At 68.3% G+C, this 19,162-nt stretch carries 14 protein-coding genes and 1 riboswitch; of the genes, 7 read left to right on the plus strand and 7 right to left on the minus strand.

The window, feature by feature from the left end; translation table 11 throughout:
- Positions 1-31 precede the first annotated feature (31 nt).
- Both U1H99_RS11500 and U1H99_RS11505 read right to left on the minus strand, forming a co-directional pair.
- Positions 32-1,189 carry a serine hydrolase domain-containing protein gene (locus U1H99_RS11500; protein WP_323141863.1) on the minus strand — a complete coding sequence of 386 codons (1,158 nt, stop codon included), beginning with the start codon at positions 1,187-1,189 and terminating at the stop codon, positions 32-34.
- A gap of 43 nt (positions 1,190-1,232) precedes the next feature.
- The gene (locus U1H99_RS11505; RefSeq protein WP_323141864.1) at positions 1,233-2,057 is read right to left on the minus strand and encodes a glycoside hydrolase family 16 protein; all 825 of its coding nucleotides are present in this window, start codon (positions 2,055-2,057) and stop codon (positions 1,233-1,235) included.
- A gap of 261 nt (positions 2,058-2,318) precedes the next feature.
- Between U1H99_RS11505 and U1H99_RS11510 the strand changes: the two genes are divergently transcribed.
- From U1H99_RS11510 to U1H99_RS11540, 7 genes are all read left to right on the plus strand, one after another.
- Positions 2,319-5,294 (plus strand): TonB-dependent receptor, encoded by a 2,976-nt coding sequence (locus U1H99_RS11510; RefSeq protein WP_323141865.1) that lies wholly within the window; start codon positions 2,319-2,321, stop codon positions 5,292-5,294.
- 105 nt (positions 5,295-5,399) lie between these two features.
- On the plus strand, positions 5,400-6,941 hold the full coding sequence (locus U1H99_RS11515; RefSeq protein ID WP_323141866.1) for a tryptophan halogenase family protein: 1,542 nt from the start codon (positions 5,400-5,402) through the stop codon (positions 6,939-6,941).
- A 26-nt stretch (positions 6,942-6,967) separates the two neighbouring features.
- Entirely contained in the window at positions 6,968-7,735 is a 768-nt protein-coding gene (locus U1H99_RS11520) for a SapC family protein (RefSeq protein WP_323141867.1), read from the plus strand.
- The gene (locus tag U1H99_RS11525) at positions 7,719-8,726 is read left to right on the plus strand and encodes a cupin-like domain-containing protein (RefSeq protein ID WP_323141868.1); all 1,008 of its coding nucleotides are present in this window, start codon (positions 7,719-7,721) and stop codon (positions 8,724-8,726) included. Before U1H99_RS11520 ends, U1H99_RS11525 begins: the two co-directional genes overlap by 17 nt.
- 10 nt (positions 8,727-8,736) lie before the next feature.
- Complete coding sequence (locus tag U1H99_RS11530) at positions 8,737-10,260, plus strand: tryptophan halogenase family protein (protein WP_323141869.1); 1,524 nt, start codon at positions 8,737-8,739, stop codon at positions 10,258-10,260.
- 65 nt (positions 10,261-10,325) lie between these two features.
- A complete protein-coding gene (locus tag U1H99_RS11535) occupies positions 10,326-11,006 on the plus strand; it encodes a DUF4336 domain-containing protein (RefSeq protein ID WP_323141870.1) in 681 nt (226 codons plus the stop codon).
- Positions 11,007-11,095: 89 nt separating this feature from the next.
- Entirely contained in the window at positions 11,096-12,076 is a 981-nt protein-coding gene (locus U1H99_RS11540; RefSeq protein ID WP_323141871.1) for an energy transducer TonB, read from the plus strand.
- 12 nt (positions 12,077-12,088) lie between these two features.
- Here U1H99_RS11540 and mntP read toward each other — a convergent pair whose 3' ends face one another.
- The 5 genes from mntP to U1H99_RS11565 form a co-directional block, all read right to left on the minus strand.
- Positions 12,089-12,655 (minus strand): manganese efflux pump MntP, encoded by a 567-nt coding sequence (mntP, locus tag U1H99_RS11545; RefSeq protein ID WP_323141872.1) that lies wholly within the window; start codon positions 12,653-12,655, stop codon positions 12,089-12,091.
- 5 nt (positions 12,656-12,660) lie between these two features.
- Positions 12,661-12,847, minus strand: a riboswitch (yybP-ykoY riboswitch).
- A gap of 90 nt (positions 12,848-12,937) precedes the next feature.
- Positions 12,938-13,918, minus strand: coding sequence for a glucokinase (locus U1H99_RS11550; RefSeq protein WP_323141873.1), 981 nt, complete (start codon positions 13,916-13,918; stop codon positions 12,938-12,940).
- Positions 13,915-16,464: a glycoside hydrolase family 3 protein gene (locus U1H99_RS11555; RefSeq protein ID WP_323141874.1), complete on the minus strand. Its 2,550-nt coding sequence runs from the start codon at positions 16,462-16,464 to the stop codon at positions 13,915-13,917. Before U1H99_RS11555 ends, U1H99_RS11550 begins: the two co-directional genes overlap by 4 nt.
- Positions 16,465-16,577: 113 nt before the next feature.
- Positions 16,578-17,957 (minus strand): GH1 family beta-glucosidase, encoded by a 1,380-nt coding sequence (locus U1H99_RS11560; protein ID WP_323141875.1) that lies wholly within the window; start codon positions 17,955-17,957, stop codon positions 16,578-16,580.
- A gap of 85 nt (positions 17,958-18,042) precedes the next feature.
- Positions 18,043-19,071, minus strand: a complete 1,029-nt coding sequence (locus U1H99_RS11565) for a LacI family DNA-binding transcriptional regulator (protein WP_323141876.1) — start codon at positions 19,069-19,071, stop codon at positions 18,043-18,045.
- Between the last annotated feature and the right edge of the window lie 91 nt (positions 19,072-19,162).

Below are 19,162 nucleotides of genomic sequence, written 5' to 3' on the forward strand. Positions count from 1 at the left end.
AATGCAATCGTTTGCGGGAATGGCACATACGTCATGGCTGGCTGTAATCGCTGTATTCCCAGGACCATGGCATGTCGGTCTCGCCGAGCGCCAGGCGCGCCAGTTCCGGATACAGCTGCTCGGCGCGGACGTCGTTGGAAAGAAACACGACGCAGCGCTGGCCCTGTTCCAGGCACAGCGCCATGTTGGCGGTCCACTCGTCGTGGCCGCCCTTGAACCAGGCCTGGCCGCTGCGGTCCCTGAAGCTCACCACCCCGAGCCCTGCCGCCAGCCCCTGCGGCCAGGCCACTGCCGCCTCGCCGTCGAGGGTCGGGAACTGGTGCTTCGAGGTGATCGGCAGCCAGCCCTTGACCAGCGCCGCGCGGCTGTCCGGACTGAGGCCCTCACCGCGCATGATGCCCGCCCACAGCTTGGCCTGGTCGGCGATGGTGGTGTCCATCGAGCCGGCCGCGCGCACCCGGTAGCGCCGCTCGTGCGGGTGGACCACGCCGTCGAAGGCATAGCCCTCGGCCGCATTCTCGGAAAACTCGGGGCGCCAGCGCATGCTGGTGCGGGTCATGGCGAAGCGGTCGAACACGCGCCGCTGCATCTCGTAGCCGACGTCCAGACCGAGGCCGGCTTCCAGCACCATCTGCAGCAGCAGGTAGCCTTCGCCGGAATAGGCGTAGCGGGTGCCCGGCTCGAAGTGGATACGCAGGCGCTCGTCGGGCTCCAGCCAGCGGAAGTTGGCGAAGCCGGCGGAATGCATCAGCAGCATGCGCGGGGTGATGCTCTTCCAGCGCGGTTCGTCGGCCAGGTCGGCGTAGTCGAACTGGCGCTCGCGGTAGAACGGCAGCGGGCGCGGCAGCAAGCGCGGCAGCGGGGCATCGAGGTCGATTTTGCCTTCGTCGGCCAGCTGCAGCACCAGGTAGGCAAAGGCGGTCTTGCTCAGCGAGGCGCCGTACATGATGGTGTCCGGCGCCAGCGGCTGGCCCAGTGCCGCGTTGCGCTGGCCGAACACCCGTACCTTGTCCACCTTGCCGCCGGCGATGGTGGCGAAGGCCAGCCCCTGTACGCCCTCGCGCCGCATGACGCGCTGGATCTCGTTGTCGGCCAGCGTGCGCGCCGGACGCATCTGGGTGCTGCAGGCCGCCAGCAAGGCCAATGGCAGGCAGGCCAGCGCAGCGCCGATTCGTTTTCTTGTTTTCATAGGGCGCCATCATGCCACGGCGGCCGGCGCCCTGCACCCCGGTTCAGCGCGCGCGCCGGTAGACCCGCACGTAATCGACCAGCATGCGCTGCGGCAGCGGCGTGGTGGCGTCAGGATATCCGGGCCAGAATCCACCCACGGCCAGGTTGAGGATCACGAAGAAGGGACGCTCGAACACCCAGTCGCCGCCGACCGTGTCCGGGCGCTCGGTGTGGTACAGGATGCCGTCGCGGTACCAGCGGATCACGCCCGGCTCCCATTCGAGCGCGAACACGTGGAAGTCGTCGGCGTAGGCGCCCTTCTCGAGCGCTTGCGCACGTCCCGGCCCCTGGGCGCCGGAATAGCCCGGGCCGTGCAGCGTGCCATGCACCAGGTTCGGCTCCTTGCCGATGTTTTCCATGATGTCGATCTCGCCGCAGCGCGGCCACTTGACGGCGCGGCAATCGGTCCCGAGCAGCCAGAATGCCGGCCAGATACCCTGCCCGCGCGGGATCTTGATGCGCGCTTCGTAGCGGCCGTGGGTGCGCTCGACCAGGTCCTGGGTCTTGATGCGCGCCGAGGTATAGGCCATGCCGCCCATGTTTTCGCGGCGCGCTTCGATCACCAGCATGCCGTTCTCGATGCGCAGGTTGTCCGGGCGCGCGGTGTAGAACTGCTTTTCGTCGTTGCCGTTCTTCGGGTCGCCGGTCTCCTCGACCCATTTGCCATGGTCGAGCGCGGGGCCGTCGAACTCGTCGTGCCAGTCGAGCACCCAGCCTGGCGGTGAAGGAACCGGGTCGGACGTTCCGGCCGGACCTTGGGCAGCTGCGCTCACGACAAGCCCGGCCACGGCGGCTGCCAGCGCATTCTTGATGTAGCGATGCATCATGTCTCCGTTATTAGTATCATTTGGAAACGATCCCAAATGGTGCTCGACTATAGCATTTTCGCTACGAGTGTTGCATGCGCCCCGCGCCGCTGGCGTCTCCCAGCGACGCCGGGCAATATTCCGTTGACAATTTTTTTTCTTGAACATAAGATTCCTGCAACTGGTATGGAAACGTTTCCATACCGGCCAAGAAAAGCTGGAGAGAGTACGGCACCGCTAGCACGGTCACCGATTCCAAGAAGAAAACAGGAGACAACAACGATGCATCACCCCAAGGTAACCCCCAAACTGATCAGCCTGGCGGTGGCCGGCGCCTGCGCGGCCTTCGTCCTGCCCGGCTACGCCCAGGACAGCAACAGCCCGTCCGACACGGCGGTGCCCACCGGCGCGGTGCAGGCCGCACCCGTCCAGCAGGTCGTTGTCAGCGGCATCCGCGCCTCGATGGCGTCGTCGCTGAACCTGAAGCGCAACGCCGACGGCATCGTCGACGGCATCGTCGCCGAAGACATCGGCAAGTTCCCCGACACCAACCTGGCCGAGGCGCTGCAGCGCATTTCCGGCGTGTCGATCGACCGCTCGATCGGCGAAGGCTCGAAGGTGACCGTGCGCGGCGTCGGCCCCGACTTCAACATGGTCCTGCTGAACGGCCGCCAGATGCCGACCTCGACCCTGGAAGACCGCAACGGCCGCGCCTTCGACTTCGCCAACCTGGCGTCGGAATCGATCTCGCAGCTGCAGGTGTACAAGACCAGCCGCTCGGAAACCCCGGTCGGCGGCCTGGGCGCGACCATCAACGTGGTCACCGCGCGTCCGTTCGACAAGATGGGCACCTGGTCCAGCATCGGCATCAAGGCGGTGCACGACACCACCAACAACAACCTGCCGGGCGACGTCAAGGCCAGCAACTCGACCACGCCGGAATTCTCGGGCATCTACTCGACCACCTCGAAGGACGGCCGCTGGGGTATCGGCATCAGCGCCAGCTACCAGGAACGCAACCTGGGCTACAACCAGGCCTCGGTCTCGAGCGGCTGGAAAGGCCCGTTCCGCGGCGACGAAAACAACTGGGGCACGATCCAGCCGGCCGGCTCGCCGGGCGTGGTCAACCACCCGAAGCCGGGCGACGTGTACGAGGTGCCGCAAAACCTGAACTACAGCTTCAGCGGCGTCAAGCGCCAGCGCACCAACGGCCAGCTGACTCTGCAGTTCGCACCGGTCAAGGACGTCACCACCACGCTCGACTACACCTACTCGGAAAACAAGATCCAGACCAAGCGCAACGACGTCTCCGCGTGGTTCAACTTCGGCCCCTCGACCTCGAGCTGGACCAATGGCCCGGTGGCGGCGCCCCTGGTCTACACCGAGATCCTGGACGGCAAGGCCGACATCGCGATGGGCGCCGGCAACTTCGCCACCAAGAGCCAGAACAACTCGCTCGGCTTCAACGCCCAGTGGCGCGCGAATGCCGACCTCAAGCTGGAATTTGACGCCCACCACTCGACCGCGGAATCGAAGGCCGACAGCCCGCTGGGGTCGTTCAACACCCTCGGCACCGCCAGCTTCAGCCGCGGCACCACCTCGGTCGACTTCTCGCAGGAATTCCCGGTGCTGAGCATCCAGGGCGCCGACTTCGTGCGAGCCCCCCAGCAGGTGACCGGTTCCAACTTCCAGAACACCTACGTCAAGAGCACGGTCGACCAGGTCCAGGCCAAGGGCCGCCTGCGCGTGCTGGAATCGTCGAACCTGAACTTCGGCCTGGGCGCCACCAAGATCCAGAACCGCTCGGCGCAGTCGAACAACCAGAGCGATACCTGGGGCGGCGCCAGCCGGCCGGAAGACTATGCCAGCAGCCTGTGGCATCCGGAAACCGTGCGCGGCTACTTCGACCAGCTGAACGGCAGCAACAACCCGAACCTGTTCAACAATTTCTACACCTTCAACTTCAACGAGGTGCGCGAGGCCGCCGCCAAGGCCACCGGCAAGCCCCAGCTGTACACGGCCAACAGCAACTTCAACACCTTCCAGCGCATCCGCGAGAAGTCGAAGTACCTGTACCTGCAGATGAATACCGACTGGGACACGGCGATGCCGATGCACACCGCGATCGGTGCCCGCTACGAAAAGACCGACGTGGTGTCCCCGGCCGACGTACCGACCGCGACCGGCATCAGCTGGGGTTCGCAGAACGAATTCAGCGTCCTGCTCGGGCCGACGGCCAGCACCTCGCTGGGCGGCAAGTACCATAACCTGCTGCCGAGCCTGGACTGGGACATGGACGTGCGCCCCGACATGAAGGTGCGCGCCAGCTACGGCGAAACCATCGGGCGGCCGCGCTACGACCAGATCGCCGGCGGCCTGGTCATCAGCCAGCTGGCGCGGGTCGAGGGCGGCACCGGCTCGCAGGGCAACCCGGGCCTGAAGCCGGTGCATTCGAAGAACCTGGACCTGTCCTTCGAGTGGTATTACACCAAGCAGAGCTTCGCCTCGATCAACGCCTTCTACAAGGACCTGGAAAACTACGCCGGCCAGTCGCAGATCATCCTGCAGCCCTACGGCCTGCACACCCCGGTCGGCGGCGCCCTGTGGAACGAAGCATTGACGCGCGGCTGCACCAGCGCCGACACCACCTGCATCCGCAACTACATCTTCCGCAACCACCCGACCGCGGCGGGCGTGACGTCCACCGGTGTCGACGGCATCGGCAACTACACCGGCACCATCGTCGGCCAGCCGGGCGACCCTGTCGCCGACTTCCGCGTGACGACCTTCTCGAACCAGAAGAAGGCCAACCTGCACGGCCTGGAATTCAACGTGCAGCACATGTTCGGCAATTCCGGCTTCGGGCTGCAGGCCAACTACACGCTGGTGCGCTCGAGCCTGAAGTACGACAATGCGTCCGTGGGCGAACAGTTCGCGCTGACGGGGCTGTCCGACTCGGCCAACCTGGTCGGCATCTACGAGGACGGCAAGTGGGCGATCCGCGCCGCCTACAACTGGCGCGACGAGTTCCTCGCCGGCACCTTCGACGGCGCCGGCCCCAACCCGGTCTACGTCGAGCCCTACGGCCAGCTCGATTTGAGCGTCGGCTACAACATCACCGAGAAGCTGTCGCTGCAAGCGGAAGCGATCAACCTCACCAACGCGACCACCCGCACCCACGGCCGTACCCGCGAGCAGGTCGAGTACGCGACCCAGACCGGTCCGCGTTACATGCTGGGGGCGCGCTACAAGTTCTGAGTGGCCGGGCCGGCCGCGGGAAAACCGTCCGGCGCAAAAAACTTGCTGAAAAGCTAGCAACTTTGCGCTAGACTCCCGTGGCCGGTTCTCTCCACAGGACATCTGATGAGCAACACCATCGAACACATCGTGGTGGTCGGCGGCGGTTCGGCCGGCTGGCTGGCCGCCGCGGTCATCGCAGCAGAACACCGCCACCTGCGCGTCACCCTGGTCGAATCGCCCGGCGTCCCGCCGATCGGCGTCGGCGAAGGCACCTGGCCTTCGATGCGCGATACCCTGCACCGCATCGGCGTGTCGGAATCCGCTTTCTTCCGCGAGTGCGACGCCGCCTTCAAGCAGGGCTCGCGCTTCGACCGCTGGGTCGACGGCAGCGCCGGCGACTATTATTTCCACCCCTTCGTCCTGCCCCAGGGCTACGGCGACGCCAACCTGGCCGCGGCCTGGCAGGCGCAGCACCGCAACGTGCCCTTCGCAGACCTGGCCAGCTTCCAGCCGCACCTGTGCGTGCAGGGACGGGCGCCGAAGCAGGCGCGCACGCCGGAATTCGCGGCGGTGGCGAACTACGGCTACCACCTCGATGCCGGCAAGTTCGGCGTGTTCCTGCGCGCGCACTGCGTCGACAAGCTGGGCGTGCGCCACGTGCTGGACCACGTCGATGCGGTGGTGCCACATGAGGATGGCGAACGGCGTGGCGACATTGCCGGCCTGCGCCTGCGCGACGGCGGCGTGCTGGCCGGCGACCTGTTCGTCGACTGCACCGGCATGCAGTCGCTGCTGCTCGGCGGCCACTACGGCGTGCCGCTGCTGCACCAGCGCCACGTGCTGTTCAACGACCGCGCGCTGGCGGTGCAGGTGCCCTACGCCACGCCGGATGCGCCGATCGCCTCGCAGACCACCTCCACCGCCCAGCGCTGCGGCTGGATCTGGGACATCGGCCTGCCGACCCGGCGCGGCATCGGCCACGTGTATTCGAGTGCCCACATCGATGACGATGAAGCCGAACGCCAGCTGCGCGCCTACGTGGCAGCGACCGGCGGCCCGGCGGACATCGTGCCGCGCAAGCTGCGCTTCGAGCCGGGCTACCGCGAACGCTTCTGGCAGCGCAACTGCGTGGCGATCGGCCTGTCGGCCGGCTTCATCGAGCCGCTGGAAGCGTCGGCGCTGGCCCTGGTCGAGATGTCGGCGGCGTGGCTGGCCGACGACATGCCGGCCACGCGCGCCGATGTCGACGTGGTGGCGAGCCGCTTCAACGAAGCGTTCACCTACCGCTGGGAACGGGTCATCGAATTCCTCAAGCTGCACTACGTGCTGTCGAAGCGCAGTGACGACCCTTACTGGATCGACCACCGCCGGCCGGAGACGATTCCGGCGCGCCTGCAGGCGCTGCTCGGCCTGTGGCGCACGCGCCCGCCCTCGCGCCGCGACTTCCCGCGCATCGAGGAGGTATTTCCTTCCGCCAGCTATCAATATATCCTGTACGGGATGCAGACCCCGTTCGAGGGCGCGCCGCGCGCATCCGACCTGCCGCAGGAGGCCGACCGCCACTTCCGCGAGGCGGCGCGGCTGACGGCGCAGATGCTGCCGGCGCTGCCCTCGAACCGGGCCCTGCTCGAGCATATCCGGCTGCACGGCTTGCAGCGCATCTGACAACGATAACAACACCAAGAGACACCATGCCCAACCACGCAATCCTGAACAACGTCGACCACAAGCACCTGCGCGTCATCACCGCGCGTGGCGCAGCCTACGGCGACGCCGTCATGTCCGCCCTGACCTTCCCGGCCGAATTCCGCGAACTGCAAGCCTCCTACCCGATCGTGCTCGCCAAGAGCGCCGACGGCACCTCCTTCGATGCGCTGGCCCTGTTCGGCTTCCAGCACGGCGAAAACCTGTTCCTCGAGGAGCGCGACGGCGTGGCGCGCTGGGACGCGCCGGCGATCCCGCTGAGCGTCGAGCGCCAGCCCTTCCTGATCGGGCGCGGCGGCGACGAGCTGTCGATCCACGTCGACATGGATCACCCGCGCGTCGCCACCAGCGAGGGCGCCGTGGAAGGCGAAGCGCTGTTCCTGACCTATGGCGGCACCACCGAATACCTGGAGCGCATCGCCTCGGTGCTGCGCACCCTGCACGACGGCCTGGACGCGGCGCGCGGCTTCACCGCGGCCCTGCTCGAACTCGAGCTGCTGGAATCCTTCGTGCTCGACATCGAACTCGACGACGGCTCGCAGAACCGCCTGGCCGGCTTCTACACCATCAACGAAGAGCGCCTGCAAACCCTGTCCGGCGAACGCCTCGAGCGCCTCAACCGCGCCGGCTACCTGCAGGCGATCTACATGGCCACGGCCTCGCTGTCGCAATTCCGCGGGCTGATCGACCGCAAGAACCGCGCGATGAACGCCTCCACGACCGCCTCCATGCACGGCCATGCTGCCAATCGATAAGCAGGTCCGCGAGCTGGCCGTCGGCGAGCGCATCCCCGACGAGCTGCTGCGCGCCACCACCCCGTACATCGTGCGCGGCCTGGCGGCGCACTGGCCCCTGGTCCAGGCCGGACGCCAGTCGACCGACGCCGCCGACGCCTACCTGCGCCGCTTCTACCGCGACGCCACCGTCAACGCCATGCTCGGCAAGCCCGAGATCGGCGGCCGCTTCTTCTACAACGAGGACCTCACCGGCTTCAACTACATGTCGGTGCGCGCGCGCCTGGACGGCGTGCTGGACGAGCTGAAGGTGCAGCGCGGGATGGAGCGCCCCGGCGCCATCTACGTCGGCTCGACCACGATCGACACCGCCCTGCCCGGCCTGCGCCAGGACAACGACGTCGACCTCGGCGGACGCGACGCGCTGGCCAGCATCTGGATCGGCAACCGCACCCGCATCGCCGCCCACTACGACCTGCCGGACAACCTGGCCGTGGTCGCCGCCGGGCACCGCCGCTTCACGCTGTTCCCGCAGGCCCAGCTGCCCAACCTGTACATCGGCCCGATCGACTTCACCCCGGCCGGCCAGGCCATCAGCCTGGTCGACTTCGCGGCGCCCGATGCGGCGCGCTTCCCGCGTTTCGAGGAAGCGCTGCGCCACGCCCAGGTGGCCGAACTCGGTCCCGGCGACGCCCTGTTCATTCCGGCCATGTGGTGGCACCACGTGGAAGCGCTCGACCGCTTCAACATCCTGGTGAACTACTGGTGGCGCCAGTCGCCCGACTGGATGGACACCCCGACCAACGCGCTGATGCTGGCGCTGCTGACGATGCGCGAACTGCCGCCTGAACAGCGCCAGGCCTGGCAGGATATCTTCCGCCACTACATCTTCGAGCCCGACGAGGCCAAGCTGGCCCACATCCCGCCGCATGCGCGCTACGCGCTGGCGCCGCTGGACGACGACCGCGCGCGCATCCTGCGCGGCCAGCTGCTAAAAAGAATCAACCGCTGAAGGAGACAAGATGGATACCAAGACCATGGACACCCAGGGCACGGGCACGCCGGTGCGCCGGATCGTGATCGCCGGCGGCGGCACCGCCGGCTGGATGGCCGCGGCGGCGCTGTCGCGCACCCTCGGCAAGCGGCTCGACATCACCCTGGTCGAATCCGACGAGATCGGCACCGTGGGCGTGGGCGAGGCCACCATCCCCTCGCTGGTGCACTTCCACCGCCTGCTCGACATCGACGAGCGCGAATTCATGGCCGCCACCCAGGCCACCTTCAAGCTCGGTATCAGCTTCGAGAGCTGGCGCGCGCGCGGCGAAGACTACATCCACTCGTTCGGCATGACCGGCACCGACCACTGGACCGCCGGCTTCCAGCACTTCTGGCTGAAGGGCCGCGAGCGCGGCCTGGCACACGACTACGGCGACTATTGCCTGGAACTGCTGGCGGGCAAGGAGCACCGCTTCGCCCACCTGCCGAACGGGGGGCTGAACTACGCCTACCACCTGGACGCCACCCGCTACGCGCGCTACCTGCGCCGCTTTTCCGAGCATTTCGGGGTCGAGCGCATCGAGGCCAAGATCGAAAGCGTTGAAGCCAGCGATGGCAGCACAGGGCAAAAGCATATTTCTGCGCTGCTGCTGGATTCCGGCAAGCGCGTCGAGGGTGACCTGTTCATCGACTGCACCGGCTTCCGCTCGCTGCTGCTGGGCCAGACGCTGGGCGTGGAGTACGAGGACTGGTCGCAATGGCTGTTCAACGACAGCGCGATCGCGGTGCAGACCGAGTCAAGCGGCCCGGCGATACCGATGACCCGCTCGATCGGCCACGACTGGGGCTGGCAATGGCGCATTCCGCTGCAGCACCGCACCGGCAACGGCATCGTGTATGCCAGCCGCTACGTCGACGACGATACCGCGCGCGCCGCACTGCTCGGGAATATCGAGGGCAAGGTGCTCACCGAACCACGCGTGATCCGCTTCAAGCCGGGCCAGCGCAAGCAGGTCTGGGCCGGCAACTGCGTCGCCCTCGGCCTGGCCAGCGGCTTCCTGGAGCCGATCGAGTCGACCAGCATCCACCTGATCCAGCGCGCCATCATCCGCCTGCTGCAGATCTTCCCGACGCACGGCATCGTGAAGGCCGACAGGGACGAGTTCAACGCCCAGGCGCACGAGGATATCCGCACCATCCGCGACTTCATCATCCTGCACTACAAGGTCACCAACCGGCGCGACACGCCGTACTGGCATGATGCCGCGACCATGGCGGTACCGGACTCGCTGCAGCACCGCATCGACCTGTTCCGCGACACCGGCCGCGTGTTCCGCCTGCAGAACGAGCTGTTCGCCGAGAACTCGTGGGTGCAGGTCATGCTGGGCCAGGGCCTGACCCCGGCCAGCCACCACCAGAGCGCCGACCTGATGGGCGACGAGGAACTGGCCGCCTTCCTGGACGGCATCCGCGCCAACGTGCGGCGCACCGCCTCGCAGCTCCCGCAGCACGCCGACTACGTCAAGCAGTACTGCGCCAGCAAGCCCTGACGGGCCGGCCTGCTTAGGTGCGCTCATGTGCGCCGCGGCGCGCGTGGACGGTCTAGTATCGGCCCATGCTCAAACAAATCGCACCCGACCTGTGGCACATGGAAGCCGGCCTCCAGGTCGCCGGCATCCCCCTCACCGCGCGCATGACCGTGGTCCGCTTCCAGGACGGCCGCGTGTGGATCCATTCGCCGGTGCGCTTCGGCCCCGAGGTGCGCGCCCAGATAGCCGGGCTGGGCGAGGTCGCCTGGATCGTGGCGCCCAACCGTGCCCACCATATGTTCATGGGCAAGTGCAAAGGGGCGTTTCCGGACGCGCGGCTATACGGCGCGCCCGGCCTCGCGCGCAAGCGCTGGGACCTGGCCGACCTGCATCCGCTCGGCGACGCTGCCGAACCCGAATGGGCCGCTGACCTCGACCAGGTGCTGGTGCGCGGCATCCCGCTCGTGAACGAAACGGTGTGGTTCCACAAGGCGTCCGCTACCCTGATCGCGACCGACCTGCTGCAGTGCTGGTGCGGCCAGCTCGACTGGCGCGCGGCGGCCTATGCGCGCCTGACCGGCGTGCGCGGGCACCTCGACATACCGCGCACCGTGCGCCTGGCGACGCGCGACCGCGCCGCGGCCAGCGCCAGCCTGCAGGCGGTCCTGCGCTGGCCGTTCACGCGCGTGATCACGGCGCACAATGCAATCGTCGAACAGGATGCGCATGCGGCGGTCGAGCGGGCGCTGGCGAGGTTCAGCCACTGAGCAGCCGCTGAGCAGCCGCTGAGCAGCCGCAGCGGTTGCCCGCCTGTAGACAAAGGATTAACATCGGTGTTTTAATTACCGGAAACACCATGTCCTCTTTCCGCCGCCTGACCGGCGCCGCCGTGGGCGTCCTGTGCGTGACCGCGGGCGCCGCCGCCGCAGTACCCGCCATCGCCGCCGTCGTCACCGACGCCTGCGCCACGCGCGACAAGTGCATGGATGCCATCATGGAGGCGGCGCGCGACGGCCGCCAGCTCGACGAAATGGCGCTGATGCGCGCGCTGCCGCGCAACTACGGCACCCGTCCGTCGCCAAGCGGCACGCATGCGGCGCCGGACAGGCGCAACGACGATGCGCTGGCCGTCGGCGAACCCGACACGGTACTGATCGCCCTGCTGCGCGACGCCAACCGCGCCGGCCTGTCGGCGCCGGAACGCCAGCGCGCGCTGGCACTGGCCTACCTGCAGGCCAACAAGCCGGCCGACGCCGAGCTCGAACTCGACGAGGCGATCGCCAACCAGCCCAGCCACGCGCCCTACTGGCTGGACCTGGCGGAAGTGTATGCGCGCCAGGGACGGCGCGACAAGGCGGCGGCGGCGCTGGTCGTCGCCACCGGCTGGACGGTCGACGCCGATGCGCTGCGCCAGGCCTACGCCCGCGCCGCCCAGCGCGGCGGCACTGGCGCGCCCTATGCCCAGGCGCTGCAGCTGCTGGGCGCCAGGACCGAGGCCCTAGCCCGGCGCGAAGCGGCGCTGGCACCGCGGCCGCTGGCCAAGGACCGGGGCGTCAAGGGCGAGCCCATGCCCATCATGCGCGTCGACACCTGCATCAAGCCCGAGTACCCGCGCTCATCGCTGCGCAACGAGGAAACCGGCATGGTCCAGCTCGACTTCCTGGTCGATGCCGAGGGCAAGCCGGTCGAGATCCGCAAGGTCCGTTCCAGCGGCTACGCGGACCTCGACAACGCCACCCTGCTGTCGCTGTCCGCGTGCAGCTTCAAGCCGCTGGTGGTCGACGGCAAGCCGGCCGCGGCCTGGGCCGCGGTGCAATACGTCTGGACGCTCGAATAAGCGCATGCAACCTCAATGCGGGCCGATGTGCTCGTACAGGATGATGCAGCCGATCGCGATCAGCACCAGGCCGCCGGCCAGTTCGGCGCGCTTGCCGACGATGCGTCCGAGGCCACGGCCGAGCATCACGCCCAGGGTGACCATCACGAAGGTGGCCAGGCCGATGGCGCCGGCGGTGGTGAAGATGTTGGCGTCGATCAGCGCCAGGCTGGCGCCGACCACCATGGCGTCGATGCTGGTGGCGAAACCGGTGATCGCCAACAGCCAGAACGAATGCTTGCTCGGCTTCTCGTCGTCGTCGTCGCCGGCCGCCAGGCTTTCGCGGATCATGCGCAGGCCCAGCACGGTCAGCAGCGTGAAGGCGATCCAGTGGTCCCAGGCTTCCACGTAGGGGGCCGCCACGTGCCCCAGCGCCCAGCCGACCAGCGGCGTCAAGCCCTCGATGACACCGAAGATGATGCCGGTGCGCAGGGCTTCTTTCAGGTGCGGACGCTGCAGGGCCGCCCCCTTGCCGATGGCGACGGCAAAGGCGTCGGTGGACATGGCGAGGGCGATGGCGGCGGTGGCGAGGAAATTCATGTGATTCTCGGGCCGGGCAGGAATGAAGGTACGCAAGCGCGGCCCGGACAGAGCGCACTGGCATACCCAAGGTCTTGCCAACCGAGACGGCTGCCCGTACCACGGCACTGTGGCGCCGAGTGTGTTGATACGGGAACTTTTCGCCGCCGGTGGAGCTGGGCGAAAAGCAGGCTACTCCCCTGTGGGATTGCGCGCATCATACTACAAGCGCAATAAAAAACCCAGCGCGGGCACGGGGCTGGCGCTGGGAAAGGGGCAGACAACTGGTAAGACAACCGGGAATCAGGTGCCGGCGTGGGCCGCCACATGGTCGGCCAGCATGGCGGCCGCGCCGCGCAGCGCCGGATAGGGTTCGGTGACGACCCAGGTCGGGACCCGCGCCAGCCATGGCTGCAGCCGGCCCTTGGCCTCGAAGCGGGTGCGGAACGCTGACGCGTGGAACAGGCGACCGAGGCGCGGCACAATGCCGCCGCCGATATACATGCCGCCGGTGGCGCCCAGCGTCAGCGCCACGTTGCCAGCCACGCAGCCCAGCACCGCGCAAAAGACGTCGACGCTCTCGCGGCAGGCGCCACTGCTGCCGTCCAGCGCCTGCGCGCTGATCCGGGCCGCGGCCAGGCGTTCGCCGCACAGGACGCGGTGGATCGCTTCCAGCCCGGCGCCCGACAACAGGCGCTCGGCCGATACGTGGCCGTATTCCTCCAGCAGCGTTTCCAGGATGCGGATTTCCTGCTTCGTGGTCGGCGCGAAGCTGGCATGGCCGCCCTCGCCCGGCAGCACGATCCAGCGTCCCGCATGCGGCACCACCGCCGACACGCCGAGGCCGGTGCCGGGCCCGATCAGGCCCAGCGGACGGTCGGGCGGCGCCGCGCATGCGGGGCCGAGCCGTTCGCGCCCTGCCTCGTCAAGGTGCGGCAGCGCCATCGCCAGCGCCGCGAAGTCGTTCACCACCAGCAGCGTGTCGAGGCCGACCGCGCTGCGCAGGGCCGCGGTCGAGAAGCGCCAGTGGTGGTTAGTCATGGCGACCACGTCGCCTTCGACCGGCGTGGCGATCGCGATCGCGGCGTGGCGCAGTCCGTCCACCGCCATCCCGCGCGCGCGGGCGCCGGCCAGGTAGGCGGCCAGCGCGGCGTCCAGGGTCGGGTAGTCGCTGCAGGCCAGCACCTCGACGTCGCTGAAGCCACCTCTCTTCGCATCCGCGTCGGCCCGCGCCTGCAGCGCGAAGCGGGCGTTGGTGCCGCCGATGTCGGCCAGCAGCCTCATTGCAGTTCCTCGCAGCGGATCGTATCGGCATCGCGCGCGGCGCCGCCGACCACGTCGACGTTGCCGAAGGCGGCCGCGAAGCCGCTACTGGCCGCCACGCTGAACGGGGTGTCGACGCGCGCCAGGTCGACGCCTGTCTTCGTAAAACAGGCCAGCGGGATCTTGACCACCTGCTTGCCTTTGCCGGCCAGGCGCGCGAACACGCGGGTGGCGTCGAGCGGCTGGCCGCAGGCGGCGCCTGCGCACGCCATCGCGATCGTCACCTTGCCGGCCGGCGCCGCCTGCACCATGGTGTCGAAGCGCAGCACGCCGTCGGTGGCCGCTAGCGCCGGCAGCGCCAGCGGTTTCGCGCCGTGGGCCTCGAAGCTGGCCGGTCCGGTCCAGGTGACCAGGCGCGCATCCTGCTGGGTCTTGATCTGGACCACGGTGGCGCTGGCGCCCGGCACGCTTACCGTCGCATTCAGGTCGGCGCCGAAGGGTCGCAACTCGGCGCCGCTCCTCAAGCGCAGCGGGAAGCTGGCGCGGTCGGCCTGGCCGTGCAGCGGATAAGTGTTGGAGGCGCTGCAGCCGCCCGCCGCGTAGGCCGCATCCAGCCGGCCCACTTGCGAGCGCTGGCCGGCCTTCAGGCCGTAGCCATAGGCGAACAGCGGCGCATAGTTGGCGTCGCCGACGTTGAGCGGCGTCTGGCACACGGTCTTCGGCCAGGAATAGGTCAGCGTGCCGCCGAAGTCGTAGCGCTTGGCGCCCTTGCCCGCCACCAGCAGGTCGGACACGCCCTTGCCCTCGCTGCCCGGCAGCCAGGCGGCGATGAAGGTGTCCGACAGGTTCAGCAGGTCGTTGACCCACAGCGGCCGGCCCGACATCAGCACCGTGATGACCGGCTTGCCTTTTCCATGCATGGCCTGCAGCACGGCCAGGTCTTCCGGATAGCGGCTGCTGTGGCGCAGCGTGCCGGAAGGGACGATGTCGCCGTCGCCTTCCGCATACGGGCCTTCGCCGATCACCGCGATCACCGCGTCGAACCTGGACGGGTCGACGCCCTTGCCGTCGATGCTATATGTAACGTTGCCGGCGCCGGCGGCCTCGCGCAGCCCTGCCAGCACGGTATCGCCATGCGGGAAGTCGGCATTCGTGTTGTCGGTGCCCTGCCAGCTCAGCGTCCAGCCGCCTGCCTGGTGCATCATGCTGTCGGCGGCCTTGCCGACCACCAGCAGGCGCCGGCCGGACGCCAGCGGCAGCGCCGGTCCTTCGTTCTTCAGCAGCACGAGGGATTCGCGCACCGCGCGGCGCGCCAGCTCGCGCGCCTGCAGCGCTTCCGGCTTGCCGGCGTAGCGGTTGGCCGACGGGCGCTGGCCGAACAGGCCGGCGCGCAGCTTGACGCGCACGATGCGCGTGACTGCATCGTCGATGCGCGCCATCGGGATGCGCCCGGCTTCCACGTCCTGGGTCGTGTTGCGGATAAAGGCCTTCCAGTCGTCCGGCACCATCACCATGTCGACGCCGGCATTGATCGCGCGCGCACAGCTGTCGTTGCGGCAGCCGGCCACTTCGCCGATGCCGTTCCAGTCGGTGACGACGAAGCCGTCGAAGCCCATCTGGTCCTTTAATATCTCGGTCAGCATGCGCCGGTCGCCGTGCAGCTTGCCGTGGTCCTGCTTGTTCTCTGTGTCGTACCAGCTGTTGAACGAGACCATCACGGTCTGCGCGCCCGCTTCCAGGCCGCTGAAGTAGCCGGGCGCGTGGATGTTCATCATCTCGCGCTCGCTGGCGCGGGTGACGCTGGTGTTGACGCCGTTCTCGGTGCCGCCGTCGCCGATGAAGTGCTTGATGCTGGCGATGACGTTGTCGTCGTCCTTGAACGCGCCCTGCAGGCCCTTGACGTAGACGCCGGCATAGTCCTGGACCAGGCGCGGATCTTCGGAAAAGCCTTCGTAGGTGCGGCCCCAGCGGTCGTCGCGCACCACGGCCACGGTCGGTCCGAACACCCAGGCGATGCCGGTGGCGCGCACCGCGCGGCCGGTGGCGGCGCCGATTTCGCCGACCAGGGCCGGATCGTGGGCCGCGCCGAGGCCGATATTGTGCGGGAAGATGGTGGCGCCGACCACGTTGTTGTGGCCGTGGACGGCGTCGGTGCCCCAGATCACCGGTACCTTGACCGCCATGTCGGTCGCCATCGAGGCATCGTAGAAGCTGTCGGCCAGTTTCACCCAGTCGGCGGGACCGGCGAACTTGTTGTTACCCGGCTTGCTGCCGCCGCCGTTCAGCACCGAGCCGAGGTAGTACTGCCTGACCTGGTCCGGCGTCACGCTCTTGATCTCGGCCTGGGTCATCTGGCCGATTTTCTGCGCCAGCGTCATCTTGCCGACGATGGCCGCGACGCGCGCCTCGAGGGCGGCATCTAGCGCGATCGCGCTGCGGATGCGAGGCCACTCGCTGAGCGGCGTTTGCGGCTTTTGCGGCGCCGGGTCGGCGGCGATGGTTGGCGCGCCGGGCAAGGCCAGCGCCACGGCCAATGCCAGCGCGCGCCGGCGGAACGGATCAAGCATGCAGGGTCTCCTATCGTATGCGGCAGCGCTTCCGGACAGCTTTGGAAACGATTCCAATGTGTACCCGGATAGTGAATGCAAACGCCGCCCCTGTCAACTCATCCGTCGCGGTGTCAGCCGGGTTCGCGCAGAAAAGCCCGGTACCACAGCGCGCTGTCCTTCAGCCGCCGCTGCTGGGTCGCATAATCGACGTGGACCAGTCCGAAGCGGCGCAGGTAGCCTTCCGACCATTCGAAATTGTCGAGCAGGCTCCAGGCAAAGTAGCCCTGGACCGGCACGCCTTTCTTGACCGCGCCGTGCAGCGCCGCCAGGTGGCGCATCAGGTAGCGCTTGCGCCCGAGGTCGCGCACTGCCCCGTCTGCCGTCACCGTATCGTCGTAGCAGGCGCCGTTCTCGGTCACGTACAACGGCCCCGGACGATAGTCGCGGTGCACGCGCTGCAGCAGTTCGGCCAGGCCCTGCGGCGCCACCGGCCAGCCCATCGCCGTGGTCTCGCCGCGCGCTTCCAGCACGCGCACGCCGAGCGGCCCGTGGCCGGGCGCATCCGCCACGGTCTCCGGGAAGTAGTAATTCACGCCGAGGAAATCGGTGGGCGCGGCGATCGCTTCCATGTCGCCCGCCTGGACCACCGGGGCGGCGGCGCCGACCAGGCGCAGCGTGTCTTCCGGGTAGCCGCGGCCGTACAGCGGATCGAGGAACCAGCGGTAGCGCAGGCCGTCGTGGCGCGCCAGCGCCGCGTGGTCAAGCGCGCTGTCGCTGGCCGGACGCAGCGGATGCAGGCTGAGCGCGATGCCGGCGCGCGCGTCCGGCACGTTGGCACGGATCGCCGGCAACGCCTTGCCGTGCGCCAGCAGCACATGGTGCGCCACCTGCAGCGCGGTCCTGAAATCGGCGATGCCGGGCGCATGCCAGCCCTCGTGGTGGCCGATCATCGCGGTGCACCACGGCTCGTTCTGGGTGATCCAGTGCCGCACGCGGTCGCCCAGGCGGCGCGTCACCGCGTCCGCCATCTCGACGAAGGCGTCGACGGTGGCGCGCGCGTTCCAGCCGCCCCGGTCCTGCAGCGCTTGCGGCAAGTCCCAGTGGTACAGCGTGGCCCAGGGCTGCAGGCCGCGCGCCAGCATGCCGTCGACCAGGCGCTCGTAGAAGTCCAGGCCCTTCGGGTTCGGCTTACCGCCCGGCCCGCCGAAGATGCGCGGCCAGGCGATCGAGAAGCGGTAGGCGTTCAGCCCGAGATCGCGCCCGATGTCGAGGTCTTGCGGCCAGCGGTGGTAGTGGTCGCAGGCCACCGCCCCGCTCGAGCCGTCGCGGATCTTGCCGGGCGTCGCCGCGAAGCGGTCCCAGATCGACTCGACGCGGCCGTCGACCTGCGCGGCCCCTTCGATCTGGTAGGACGAGGTGGCGGCGCCCCACAGGAAATCGGTGGCGAAATCGGCGCGCCGCGGCGCCTGCGGTTCGAGTCCCTGCTCGGTAGCCTGGAAGATCGTCGTCATGGTCGGGTCGAGGGTAATTTATGCGAAGCGGTTGAACGGAGGTGGAAAGGTTTCCATATCGGGCGCAAAAAAAAGCCGTGCCGGCTCATGCGGCCTTGCGCCTGGTCCCCGGCGCTCGTGCCAGCGATGCGCGCAGCGTGACGCCCACCGGGAAGTCGCGCGACACGGGCCGCTTCATGTCGTAGCACAGGTTGAGCAGGGCATTCACGCCGTTCAGCGTCATCTCGCGCCACGGCATGTGCACGGAACTCAGGCGCGGCGCCGAATAGGCCGCGCTCGGGGTGTCGTCGTAGCCCAGCACCGACAGGTCGTGCGGCACGCGGATGCCGGCTTCCTGGAAATACGCCAGCGCCCCAACCGCCATCTCGTCGTTGGCGCAGAACAGCGCGCTGCAGGGGGTGCCGGAGGCGATCAGGTCCTTGGCCGCGGCAAAGCCGCCGGCCGGCGAAAAATCGCTCTCCACGCGCCATACCTTGTCGGGGTCGATGCCGTTGTCGGCCAGCTCGCTCATGAAGCCGGCGATGCGCTCGTTGTTGTCGGCCAGGCTGCGCGGCCCCTCCACCACGGCGATCTTGCGGTGCCGGTGCTCGAGCAGCGTGCGCGCCGCCAGGCGCCCGCCCAGCACGTGGTCGACCGTGAAGCATTGCTCCGGCATCGACGCGAAGGCATGGTTCAGTGCCACCAGCTGGCCGGCCTTGGCGCCGAGCGCAGCAACGTCTTCCTCGAGCAGCGCGCTGGTCATCACGATCAGGCCGTCGCAGCCGCGTTCGATCAGGAAGTCGATGCCCTCGATCGCCTGGCGCCGCGCATCGCCGAGGCCGACGCCGAAGGCCAGCACCATGTGCAGGCCGGCGGCGCGCAGTTCGGTGTCCATGATCTGCAGGATCGGCGTGTAGAAGGTCCCGCTCAGCACCGGGATGTAGACGCCGACCATGCGGCTCGAGCCCGACAGCAGCGCGCGCGCCGCATGCGAGGGACGGAAATCGAGTTCCTCGATCGCCTTCTTGACCCGCTCGAGCGTGGCGGGCGATACCGAACCGCGCCCGCTGACCACGCGCGAGGCGGTTCCGAGGCCGACGCCGGCCAGCTTCGCTACATCCTTGATCGTCGCCACGGCGGCTCACCTCATCCAGGGTTGAACAAACAACAGTCGATACCAAACACCGAAGCATACTGCATTCGCCGCCCGGTGCCTACCTCGGGGC

It is taken from the genome of Massilia phyllosphaerae, assembly GCF_034659755.1.
GTDB lineage: Bacteria > Pseudomonadota > Gammaproteobacteria > Burkholderiales > Burkholderiaceae_D > Telluria > Telluria phyllosphaerae.

What these genes read in the sequence shown, in the direction of transcription:
- U1H99_RS11550 (WP_323141873.1), bottom strand. Translation starts at nt 13,918, where the DNA reads ATGAGGCTGCTGGCCGACATCGGCGGCACCAACGCCCGCTTCGCGCTG.
- U1H99_RS11540 (WP_323141871.1), top strand. Translation starts at nt 11,096, where the DNA reads ATGTCCTCTTTCCGCCGCCTGACCGGCGCCGCCGTGGGCGTCCTGTGC.
- U1H99_RS11535 (WP_323141870.1), top strand. Translation starts at nt 10,326, where the DNA reads ATGCTCAAACAAATCGCACCCGACCTGTGGCACATGGAAGCCGGCCTC.
- U1H99_RS11505 (WP_323141864.1), bottom strand. Translation starts at nt 2,057, where the DNA reads ATGATGCATCGCTACATCAAGAATGCGCTGGCAGCCGCCGTGGCCGGG.
- mntP (WP_323141872.1), bottom strand. Translation starts at nt 12,655, where the DNA reads ATGAATTTCCTCGCCACCGCCGCCATCGCCCTCGCCATGTCCACCGAC.
- U1H99_RS11530 (WP_323141869.1), top strand. Translation starts at nt 8,737, where the DNA reads ATGGATACCAAGACCATGGACACCCAGGGCACGGGCACGCCGGTGCGC.
- U1H99_RS11560 (WP_323141875.1), bottom strand. Translation starts at nt 17,957, where the DNA reads ATGACGACGATCTTCCAGGCTACCGAGCAGGGACTCGAACCGCAGGCG.
- U1H99_RS11555 (WP_323141874.1), bottom strand. Translation starts at nt 16,464, where the DNA reads ATGCTTGATCCGTTCCGCCGGCGCGCGCTGGCATTGGCCGTGGCGCTG.
- U1H99_RS11510 (WP_323141865.1), top strand. Translation starts at nt 2,319, where the DNA reads ATGCATCACCCCAAGGTAACCCCCAAACTGATCAGCCTGGCGGTGGCC.
- U1H99_RS11515 (WP_323141866.1), top strand. Translation starts at nt 5,400, where the DNA reads ATGAGCAACACCATCGAACACATCGTGGTGGTCGGCGGCGGTTCGGCC.
- U1H99_RS11525 (WP_323141868.1), top strand. Translation starts at nt 7,719, where the DNA reads ATGCTGCCAATCGATAAGCAGGTCCGCGAGCTGGCCGTCGGCGAGCGC.
- U1H99_RS11520 (WP_323141867.1), top strand. Translation starts at nt 6,968, where the DNA reads ATGCCCAACCACGCAATCCTGAACAACGTCGACCACAAGCACCTGCGC.
- U1H99_RS11500 (WP_323141863.1), bottom strand. Translation starts at nt 1,189, where the DNA reads ATGAAAACAAGAAAACGAATCGGCGCTGCGCTGGCCTGCCTGCCATTG.